General features: G+C 51.3%; 9 protein-coding genes and 4 tRNA genes. All 13 read left to right on the top strand.

All coding sequences use genetic code 11. From position 1 onward, the window contains the following. The first annotated feature begins 5 nt into the window (after positions 1-5). Positions 6-872, top strand: a complete 867-nt coding sequence (locus FEF65_RS03500) for a phosphoribulokinase (protein WP_138238390.1) — start codon at positions 6-8, stop codon at positions 870-872. 656 nt (positions 873-1,528) lie between these two features. After that, complete coding sequence (locus FEF65_RS03505) at positions 1,529-2,485, top strand: class I SAM-dependent methyltransferase (RefSeq protein ID WP_202978218.1); 957 nt, start codon at positions 1,529-1,531, stop codon at positions 2,483-2,485. A 669-nt stretch (positions 2,486-3,154) separates the two neighbouring features. Continuing rightward, the gene (mnmG, locus tag FEF65_RS03510) at positions 3,155-5,029 is read left to right on the top strand and encodes a tRNA uridine-5-carboxymethylaminomethyl(34) synthesis enzyme MnmG (RefSeq protein WP_138238424.1); all 1,875 of its coding nucleotides are present in this window, start codon (positions 3,155-3,157) and stop codon (positions 5,027-5,029) included. Then, on the top strand, positions 5,026-5,592 hold the full coding sequence (locus tag FEF65_RS03515; protein WP_138238391.1) for a 16S rRNA (guanine(527)-N(7))-methyltransferase RsmG: 567 nt from the start codon (positions 5,026-5,028) through the stop codon (positions 5,590-5,592). The genes mnmG and FEF65_RS03515 overlap by 4 nt, the downstream gene beginning before the upstream one ends. Continuing rightward, positions 5,582-6,367, top strand: a complete 786-nt coding sequence (locus tag FEF65_RS03520) for a ParA family protein (RefSeq protein ID WP_138238392.1) — start codon at positions 5,582-5,584, stop codon at positions 6,365-6,367. The genes FEF65_RS03515 and FEF65_RS03520 overlap by 11 nt, the downstream gene beginning before the upstream one ends. Before the next feature lie 87 nt (positions 6,368-6,454). Continuing rightward, positions 6,455-7,228 (top strand): ParB/RepB/Spo0J family partition protein, encoded by a 774-nt coding sequence (locus tag FEF65_RS03525; RefSeq protein WP_238701151.1) that lies wholly within the window; start codon positions 6,455-6,457, stop codon positions 7,226-7,228. 10 nt (positions 7,229-7,238) lie between these two features. After that, positions 7,239-8,264, top strand: a complete 1,026-nt coding sequence (mtnA, locus tag FEF65_RS03530) for an S-methyl-5-thioribose-1-phosphate isomerase (RefSeq protein ID WP_138238394.1) — start codon at positions 7,239-7,241, stop codon at positions 8,262-8,264. 34 nt (positions 8,265-8,298) lie between these two features. Continuing rightward, on the top strand, positions 8,299-8,793 hold the full coding sequence (gene coaD, locus FEF65_RS03535; RefSeq protein ID WP_138238395.1) for a pantetheine-phosphate adenylyltransferase: 495 nt from the start codon (positions 8,299-8,301) through the stop codon (positions 8,791-8,793). Between the two features lie 428 nt (positions 8,794-9,221). After that, positions 9,222-9,297: transfer RNA gene (locus tag FEF65_RS03540), tRNA-Thr, on the top strand. Between the two features lie 97 nt (positions 9,298-9,394). Next, positions 9,395-9,479, top strand: a tRNA-Tyr gene (locus FEF65_RS03545). Positions 9,480-9,514: 35 nt separating this feature from the next. Beyond that, positions 9,515-9,588, top strand: a tRNA-Gly gene (locus FEF65_RS03550). Between the two features lie 22 nt (positions 9,589-9,610). Further along, positions 9,611-9,685: transfer RNA gene (locus FEF65_RS03555), tRNA-Thr, on the top strand. Positions 9,686-9,739: 54 nt separating this feature from the next. After that, positions 9,740-10,124: GTP-binding protein (locus FEF65_RS03560; protein WP_238701152.1), on the top strand; the 385-nt coding region annotated here is incomplete at its 3' end.

The following is a 10,124-nucleotide window of genomic DNA, read 5'->3' on the forward strand; positions in this document are numbered from 1 at the left end:
ATAAGATGTCAGCAAAATATCCAGTGATTTCTGTTACCGGTTCGTCCGGAGCAGGCACCAGTACGGCGAAGATTGCACTTGAGCATATTTTCAGGCGAGAGAAGGTGACTCCTGCTATTGTTGAAGGCGACTGTTTTCATAAGTATGACCGATATGAATTCCGTCAGAAAGCGAAGGAGTTCGAGGCGGCCGGAAAGAGACTGAGTCACTTCTCTGATGAAGCTAACCTCTTTGGCAAGATTGCCGAGCTGTTCGATTCTTACCGCAGAACCGGTCGTGGTCTTGCACGTACCTACGTTCATGACGATGAAGAAGCGAAGGTTTATGGCGTTGAAGCGGGTCGTTTTACCGACTGGCGCGAGATTGGTGAGGGCTCTGACCTTCTGTTCTACGAGGGCCTGCATGGTGGTGTTGAAGAGGTTCGTCCATTTGTTGACCTGCTGATTGGTATTGTTCCTGTTGTGAACCTTGAATGGATTCAGAAGATCCATCGTGATACCGAGATGCGCGGCTATTCGTCTGAAGCGGTTGTGGATAACATCCTTTCCCGCATGCATGACTATGTCCATTTCATCACTCCGCAGTTTGTTAACACCGATATCAACATTCAGCGTGTACCTCTGGTGGACACTTCTAACCCGTTCATCGCACGTGATGTACCGACTCCGGACGAGAGCCTTGTTGTGATCCGTATCCGTAAGCCGGAAAAATGGGGAATCGACTTCCCATGGCTGCTTGCGATGCTGAATGGTTCTTTCATGTCACGTCGTAACACCCTCGTTGTACCTGCTGCGAAGATGGTTCTGGCTATGGAGCTGATTCTTTCTCCTATTATGCACCAGCTGCTTGAGGCTCGTCGCAATACCCTGTAATCAGTTTTTGTCCGACCATAAAAGGCAGCCCATTACGGGCTGCCTTTTTCTTTTCCCGTTTATTATGTGTATGTGCAGTGGTTCCAGTTTGGCTAGGGAGCTGCTGATTGATTGCCCTCCTGGCAAAAATCAGTCCGTAAAGGCAAAAGCGTGACTAAAAGGCAGGAAGCCGATTGGACGGCCAACGGCCGCCCACAGGGCGAGGGCATGATGTCCGAGTTGTTTTGTCTTTGCTTACAAATCAAACACTTACGCGTTTTATTTGACTCGCTGCATCCTGCAGCTCACCGGGCGGCGGCAAAGCCGTCCGTCCAATCTGGCTATCCTGCCGGATTTTGGCGCCCGTTCATGGCCCGCACGGAAGCACTGACACATCAGCGCTCCCTGGATTTAACACCACGTTTTCATCTGGATTGATTTTCAGAGCGGCGATCAAGCCCCTCCTGATGGCATTTACCCGACTGGGGAGGGGGCAATGTGTTTGTTTTATTCTGCCATGCACTGTTTGGTGATCCGGTTGTGACACATATCCGGCTATTCCTGCGCTCTTCAGATGCTGTTGGCTTAATATGTGTACTGACTATTGTTTGACGGGATTATGCCTCTGTTTATCATGTCTCCTTTATAGCTTATAACAGGAAGATCAGGGGTCTATTTTGAACACCAGTCAAGTGCAGAAGCGTTTAACTCAATGCGATCTTTGTGGTGGCTCTGACTTTGTTGAGATAAGTGATCGTGACCGTAAAGGTGAAGAGTTACACACCGGTGTTTGCCAGAGCTGCGGGCTTGTCGCTCATATGCCTGTGCCCAGTGAGGCTGAGGTAGCCGAGTATTATGCTGAACACTATCGCCGGGATTACCATGGCGAGCAGACCCCTTCCTCTCGTAGAATTATGCGCGCATGGAGAAATGGTGAGCGTATTCTTACTGTGTTATTTCCTTATCTTGGCAAGGGTGCCCGGGTCTTCGAAGTGGGCGCCGGGATTGGTTGTACGGTCAAAGCATTTGAATTTCAGGGTTTTGCTGCCAGTGGTATTGAGCCTAACAAGGACTTCAATGCCTTTACGCGCGGGCAGCTGTATGCCTCTGTGGATAACCTGAATCTGTATGATTTACCTGTTGAACCTACATATGATGCAGTTCTCCTGATTCATGTGATTGAGCATTTCTGTAGTCCTACCAAGGCTCTGAATCATATCCACGGATTACTGAATCAGGGTGGCTACTTCTATGTTGAGTGTCCTAACCTGGCCGCACCATTTGCGACGTTTAATCGACTTTTTCATTACGCTCATATTTATAACTTCACCCCAGCAACGCTGGTTGCGCTGGCTAAAAAATGCGGGTTCGAGCTTGTCAAAGAGTTCACAGATCAGTCCAGCCCTGACATTCATATGCTGTTTCGGCGTGTTGATGTGAAAGTACTTGAGGTTGATGCTGCTGAGGCTGATCGATCGAAAGTTGCTGTGAGTCGCTACAACATGCTTACCTACCATATTCGCCCTGCATATATTTTGCGTCGTATCAGTAAGGTATTCAGCTACCTGACTGAATATTTGCTTGCCGGGGTGTTCGTGAAGGGGCTCCTGGCTCGCTGTAATTCTAAAAAATAACCACTCCCTTTGCTTCGGCGGGGGAGGGTGGTACCCAACTCCATGATCAGTTTCGGCTGTGTTGCGTCCTGCACAGGGGATAAGTGTATCAGGTCATCTGGCTTGAAGGTCTGTATTGCGGTTTCCGGTTTTTTTGGGTCATGTGGTTCTCTTTGTTTCAGGCATGAGCATTGTCTGGATGATCTGATTTTGTAGTCAGTGTGATGTTGATGCACGGTGTCCAGCGACCTGACTGTAATCAATTTCCAGTCGCTGGTTCCGGCTATTCTCATCTTCTGATGGGGTGCTATTGTATTGTTTGCGTCTTCAAATCTTTCGTGACCAGTCTCTGATTCACCCGGCTGTTCTGTCATGCTGTATGCATTTGGTGTTCTCTCTTACCCGTGATGCTCCCTTTTTGTATGTATGTTCGCCATGGGTGGGGGTATTGCTTTGCCGGATTTTTCCAGGCAAATGCGCGATTTGATTGTTACAGCCGTTCCGCACTTGCATGCTTGCCTATGCGCGTACGGAACCTGAACGGTCGTATTCCAGCTCCCTTGCTGTGCTTTTCGTATGGATTTCTCATGGATTGTTTTCCTTGAATTGACACAGATTTGATAAATTTTTTCTGTTTTGTTTGATCATGTATCCATCACTCTCTAACCTCCCGCATCTGACATGGAGGAATTGTTTCACGTGAAACACCCTGATTTTATAGATGTGATTGTAATTGGCGCTGGTCATGCCGGCTGTGAGGCCGCCTGGGCGGCAGCTAATCGAGGGGCGACGGTACGCCTTATCACCCAGAATCTTGATACGATTGCCAAGATGTCCTGTAACCCCGCCATCGGTGGAATTGGCAAAGGGCATCTGGTGCATGAGGTGGATGCGCTTGGCGGGTTGATGGGGGTAGCGGCGGATCAGTCTGCACTGCAATATCGTGTACTCAACCGAAGAAAGGGGCCAGCCGTTCGGGCTACCCGTACGCAGTGTGATCGCAGGCTCTATCATATATACATGCGGAGCATGCTTGATGGTCATCCGCGCATTCACCTTCATCAGGGCTCAGTCTCTGAATTGATGTTCGATGGTGATCGGGTTGTTGGTGTGGTCGATGAGCTCGGCGTAAAGCATGAGTGCTCATCTGTTGTGTTAACGACAGGTACCTTTCTCGGTGGTGTGATTCATGTCGGGGATCGCTCCATGCCGGCCGGCAGGGCAGGGGATGCACCTGTCATGGGTCTTACCGATGAGTTATATCGCAGAGAGCTTAAGGTTGGACGCCTTAAAACCGGCACTCCCCCAAGACTGGATAAGAAGACCATTGCATGGGATCAGCTGCCGATGCAGCCAGGTGAAACAGATGTTCAGCCATTTTCTCTGATGCACGATCATGTGAAGCAGGAGCAGATTCCCTGTGCAATCACCCGCACGACAGAGAGAACACATGAGATAATTCTTGAAAATCTTTCAAGGTCTCCGATGTACTCCGGAAAGATCGAAGGTGTTGGCCCGCGTTACTGTCCAAGCATTGAAGATAAGGTTGTACGGTTTGCGGACAAGAGTAGTCATCAAATTTTTCTCGAGCCGGAAGGTGGAGATCATAATGAGGTCTACCCGAATGGAATTTCGACATCATTGCCGATAGATGTGCAGTGGGCCTTTGTGCGCTCCATACCCGGGCTAGAAAAGGTTAATCTGATTCGACCTGGTTACGCGGTGGAATACGATTACATCTCTCCACAGGAGCTGACCTCCTCGCTGGAAACGAAAAAGATCAAAGCTCTGTTCCATGCAGGTCAGATTAATGGAACAACCGGCTATGAAGAGGCTGCTGCGCAGGGATTGATCGCGGGCATCAACGCCGCGTCGGCTGCGCTCGAGTTGCCGCACTGGGTGCCTGATCGTTCGCAGGCATACATGGGGGTCATGATTGATGATCTGGTGACAAAGGGGGTGACCGAGCCATACAGGATGTTTACTTCCCGTGCAGAGTTCAGGTTACAGCTTCGTGAGGATAATGCGGATCTTCGCCTTGGCAATCATGCGATTGAGCTGGGGCTGTATAGCGAGTTGCGGCGGCAGCGATTTGAAGCAAGGCGCGACAGGGTGGGGGAGGTGTTTGCTTCTGCCGGAGCGATGCAAATAGGCACAGGTGCTGAATGGCGGTCACGCCTTGCTGAACTGCGGCTTCCTGTGCCGACCCAGTCGATGTTGTTTTCATCATACTGTCATCGTGAAGATGTGAATGTGGATCAGGCTGTTGGATTACTTGATGGTGCCGGTGCGCTGAATGTGCGCGACCTTGAGTCGATCAAGGCTCTTTTGCACTACAGTGGTTACATTGATAAGCAGCATCAGGATGTGGATCGATTCAAAAAAATGGAGGCACAGATTATTCCTGAGACGATCGATTACTCTCGCATTGCGGGTATCAGTATTGAGTGCAGTCAAAGGCTTCAATCTGCCCGACCAGCTACGCTTGGACAGGCATCGAGATTGTCCGGGGTGACACCGGCAGCGCTGACCGGGTTGATGATGCATCTGAGGACGCTGTCATGAGTGATACCCGTTTTGATGGTTATGTGCGAGAGGTGCTCAAGTTTCGCAAGGCCCTGAACCTCACATCCATTAAGGATGAGGCTGAGTTTAAACAGAAGTTTATTCTTCCCTCGCTTGAATTGCTGAACTGGATTCCTCAGGAGGGGAGGGTGCTCGATATTGGCAGCGGCATGGGAATCCCCGGGGTGCCGTTGGTGATTGCCCGTGAGGGATTGCACGGCGTGCTTGTCGAGCGAAGGAAAAAGCGTGCTGAATTTTTGAGGCATCTTGTTCGCACCTTGAAGCTTGATGCCGAAGTTCACGATGTGGATGTGAATGCGGTTGCATCGCTAAAGGTGGACATTTGTGTTGCCCGTGCCGTTGCAGATGAGCGGTTGCTGCTGAAAATGTGCAGTCGCCATGCGAATGATTCTGCCGTTGCGGTTTTGCCGGTTCCCTTAAGCAGTGAACAGGTGGAGATGGATGACTGGTCATGTGTTGATCAGAAAGAAGTAGATGTACACGGTACAGTGCAGCTAATACGTTGCTACCGATATTGTCCGGAGGTTTCACGTGAAACATAACAGGTTGGGCCCTGTAACCGCTATTGCGAATCAGAAAGGTGGCGTGGGAAAAACAACAACCAGTATCAACCTGGCAGCATCGTTGGCTGCACTGGATAAACGGGTGTTGTTAGTGGACCTTGATCCTCAGGGTAACTCAACCTCGGGCCTCGGCCTGCAGCAGTCACGCGTCAGGTGTGGTACCTATGATGTGTTGATGGGCGAAAGCCCGCTGGAGCAGGGGATTGTAGAGACGGAGTGTGAGCGACTCTCACTGTTGCCGGCCAACATGGACCTTGCGGGTGCAGAGATTGAGCTGGTGACGGAAATGGCGAGAGAGCTTCGCCTGCAGCAGGCATTTTCAGCATATAAGGGGGAGCCGTTTGACTATGTGTTTATCGATTGTCCTCCGGCACTCAGTCTGCTGACAGTGAATGCATTGAGTGCATCAGACCGTGTACTGGTCACTCTGCAAACAGAGTTTTATGCCATGGAAGGGTTGACTCAGCTGATGGACTCGATTCGGCGTATTCAGCAAATGTTGAATTCCGGTTTAACCATGGAAGGAATTCTGCTTACGATGGTGGATAGAAGGAACCGGTTGTCGGCCCAGGTAGAGGATGATGTTCGCTCATACTTTGGCTCGCAGGTGTATACCAGTACGGTTCCAAGGAACGTGCGGTTGTCAGAGGCGCCAAGCTTTGGTGTACCGGTAATGTATCACGATGTTCGCTCGAAAGGCTCACAGGCATATTTGGCTGTGGCGCAGGAATTTATGCAGCGTAGCGCAATATAAGGAGGAGGTATTATGGTCGCTGTGAAAAACAGGGGGTTAGGTCGGGGTTTAAGTGCGTTGCTGGGAGATAAGCCTACCCCGGAGGTCATGAGTCAGTCGACTCAGATTCCAATCACTAAAATCAGGCCAAACAGCTACCAGCCAAGAACACGGTTCTCCGAGCAGGAGTTGTCCTCATTGACAGAGTCGATCCGGAGGGAAGGCGTGTTGATGCCGATCCTCTTGCGTCCGGATGGCGATGGCTATGAGTTGATTGCCGGTGAGCGTCGCTGGCGTGCATCACAGGCGGCCGGTCTTGTTGAGATCCCTGCCGTGGTACGTGAGGTTGGAGATCTCGAGGCACTTGAACTTGCCATTATTGAAAATGAGCAGCGCGATGATTTGAGCGCGATTGAATCCGGGCGTGCCTATAAACGGATGATTGATGAGTTCGGTTGCACTCAGCAGCAGGTAGCAGAAAAGATCGGTGTCTCTCGCGTGCAGGTGAGCAATCTTATCCGTCTACTGCAGTTGTCAGATACCATCAAAACGATGATCGATCGCAAGGAGATGACCATGGGCCAGGCCCGACCTCTGGTTGGCTTGCCGGTAGATGTTGCAGAAAAACTGGCGTTGCAATGTATCGAGCAGGGATTAAGTGCAAGGCAGATGGAGCGCGAGGCAAAGCGAGCGACAAAAGAGGTGGTGCCCGGAGTGGCAAAAGAACCTCATGCAGATGTGACTGCTCTGCAGGAGGAGTTGACCCGGAGAATCGGATTGCAAGTTGCATTGGCATGCAAGAAGAACGGAGCAGGTGAGCTGCGCATCAAGTATAAGCAACCGTCAGAGCTTGATGCGGTTCTGAAAAAGCTTCGCAGCTAGCATTTCTGATATGCGCATAGGGCAGGATGAATACCGGGCTGTTTTCTGGGATACATCGACACAAGCTGTTCGGTGGATTGAACAACGGTTGTTGCCACATACCTTTACTATTGTTGGCAGTCGTAATCCGGAAGATGTTGCACAGGCAATTGAAACCATGCAGGTGCGAGGGGCGCCAAGTATCGGGGCGGTCGCAGCGCTGGGGTTGGCTCTGGCATGGCAGGTCGATCGGGGGCGATTTTTCGACTACTGGCTGCAGCGATTCAGAAGAACGCGTCCGACGGCTGTGAATCTGTTTCACGCCTGTGATGTGATGGAGGGGCTGGCGATTGGAGAGCCCTCGTCTGAGGTCATGATCGAGCGGGCTGTCTATTACGGTGATGAGGAAGTGGCGGCAAACTGCAGGATGGGAGAGCACCTTGCCGAGCTGCTGGCTGTCGGTGAGCGTCGCATTCTGACGCACTGTAACGCGGGTTGGCTGGCCGCAGTCGACTGGGGTACGGCTACATCCGGTATCTATCATCTGGCCAGGGCCGGGGAGTCACCATTTGTATGGGTGGATGAGACAAGGCCGCGATTACAGGGGGCGCGACTGACCGCATGGGAGCTGATGGAGGAGGGGATAGCCTGTGCCCTGCAGGCGGATAGTGCCGCTGCGTGGATGATGGCCCAGGGTAAAGTGGATTGTGTCGTGGTCGGTGCTGACCGGGTTGCAGCGAATGGAGATGTGGCCAACAAGGTGGGGACGTATGCCCTGTCGCTGGCGGCAAAAGCACACGGAATACCCATGTATATTGCGGCCCCATCCTCAACGTTTGATCGCATGTGCAGCAAGGGAGCCGATATCCCGATAGAAGACCGGCATGGTGATGAGGTCACTGTGATGGATGGCATGGATCAAAAGCGTTGTCATCGACATATAAGAGTCGCGACGGAACGGGTGAGGGTGAACAACCCCGCGTTTGATGTGACGCCTTATGAAAACATTTCTGCAATCATCAGTGAGAACGGTTTGTGGGCCAGGGGTGCTGATTGACCGAACACAAAGCTGTACATATCCGGGAGGTAAAATGATTCGCACTGCAATATATCCGGGAACGTTTGATCCGATCACACTCGGTCATGTCGATGTTGTTCGTCGTGGTATGAAGCTGTTTGATCGTATTGTCATTGGTGTGGCAGAAAATCCGGGTAAGGGCCCGATGTTTGATGTGGATACCCGGCTGGCGATGGTGAGAGATACCTTTGCGGAGGAATCCGGTGTAGAGGCTGTAAGGTTTTCTGGCCTGCTGGTTGATTTGGTTCACCAGCAGAAAGCGACAGCAATTTTGAGGGGGTTGCGCGCGGCATCCGATTTTGAATATGAGTTCCAGATGGCAACCATGAACCGAAGGCTGGATGAGTCTATCGAAACAGTTTTTGTGATGGCACGGGAAGACTATACGTTTGTGTCATCGAGGTTTATTCGCGAGATATCCAGTATGGGAGGGGATGTCGCAGAGCTTGTACCTGATGTGGTTGCCCATGCGTTGCGCAGTCACTATGGCCGACATCGCTCCGAATAGATCGCAGGGGTGAGTATTTATTAATAAGGGTATATGGAATTTCTGCGCTTGAGTTATTGGAACGAAAAGTAAAAAAAGGTGTGGCTCATTTTCCGTTCATCGTGCATTGGCGGGAAATATGGCTGAAGAAAGTTTTTAACCCCCTGTATGCGATAAGATGCATTTAAAGCCACAGGACGACTCTACTAAATGCAGAGCATTCCGCTCTCCTTAAGGAGATGTGATTTATTCCTGGCAAAAAATCAGCATCAGTTCATCTTTACGGGCACTGGTTCCCGGACTTCCGCCATGAACCTGATTTCTTACAGGCGGAGCGCCGGCATTGAGCAGGCAGGCATAAGTCCGGCTATCACATCCCTTGTATTGAAAAGATGTTTTGAAATTAGTGCTTGTGTTTTGTTTCGGGCTGGGTAAGATGCGCCGCCTTCGCCGGTGTAGCTCAGTTGGTAGAGCAGCTGATTTGTAATCAGCTGGTCGGGGGTTCGAGTCCTCTCACCGGCTCCATTTTACCTCTGGTGAGATGGATGGCTTGACAGGTAAGTTGAACGATGCAGTATCGCGCGCCCTGCTTTTGTGTAAACTGAAGTCGGGTGTGAAATAAGGAGAGGTTCCCGAGTGGCTAAAGGGGGCAGACTGTAAATCTGCTGGCTCAGCCTACGTTGGTTCGAATCCAGCCCTCTCCACCATTCAGGCTGAAGATATCCCCATATCTTTCGGTTGTGCGGGTGTGGTACAATGGTAGCACCTCAGCCTTCCAAGCTGATGACGCGGGTTCGATTCCCGCCACCCGCTCCATCTGCATATAGCAGGTGAGCTGGCCCAGGTAGCTCAGGGGTAGAGCACATCCTTGGTAAGGATGAGGTCGCGGGTTCAATTCCCGCTCTGGGCTCCAGATTTTGGTGATGCAATTGGTCACCTTGAATGTATATGACTATGGAGAAAGAAGATGGCAAAGGGAAAGTTTGAGCGTACCAAGCCGCACGTAAACATCGGTACCATCGGTCACGTTGACCATGGCAAGACCACGTTGACTGCTGCAATCACCAAGGTTCTGTCGCTGAAAGGACAGGCGAGCTTCAAAGACTACGGCGATATCGACGGTGCTCCTGAAGAGCGCGAGCGCGGTATTACGATCGCGACTGCTCACGTTGAGTATGAGACCGATGCGCGTCACTACGCACACGTTGACTGCCCGGGCCATGCTGACTACGTAAAGAACATGATCACCGGTGCTGCCCAGATGGATGGCGGTATTCTGGTGGTATCTGCAGCTGATGGCCCGATGCCACAGACCCGTGAGCACGTGCTGCTGGCTCGTCAGGTAAACGTAC

The organism is Mariprofundus erugo (genome assembly GCF_005818865.1).
Classification (GTDB): domain Bacteria; phylum Pseudomonadota; class Zetaproteobacteria; order Mariprofundales; family Mariprofundaceae; genus Mariprofundus; species Mariprofundus erugo.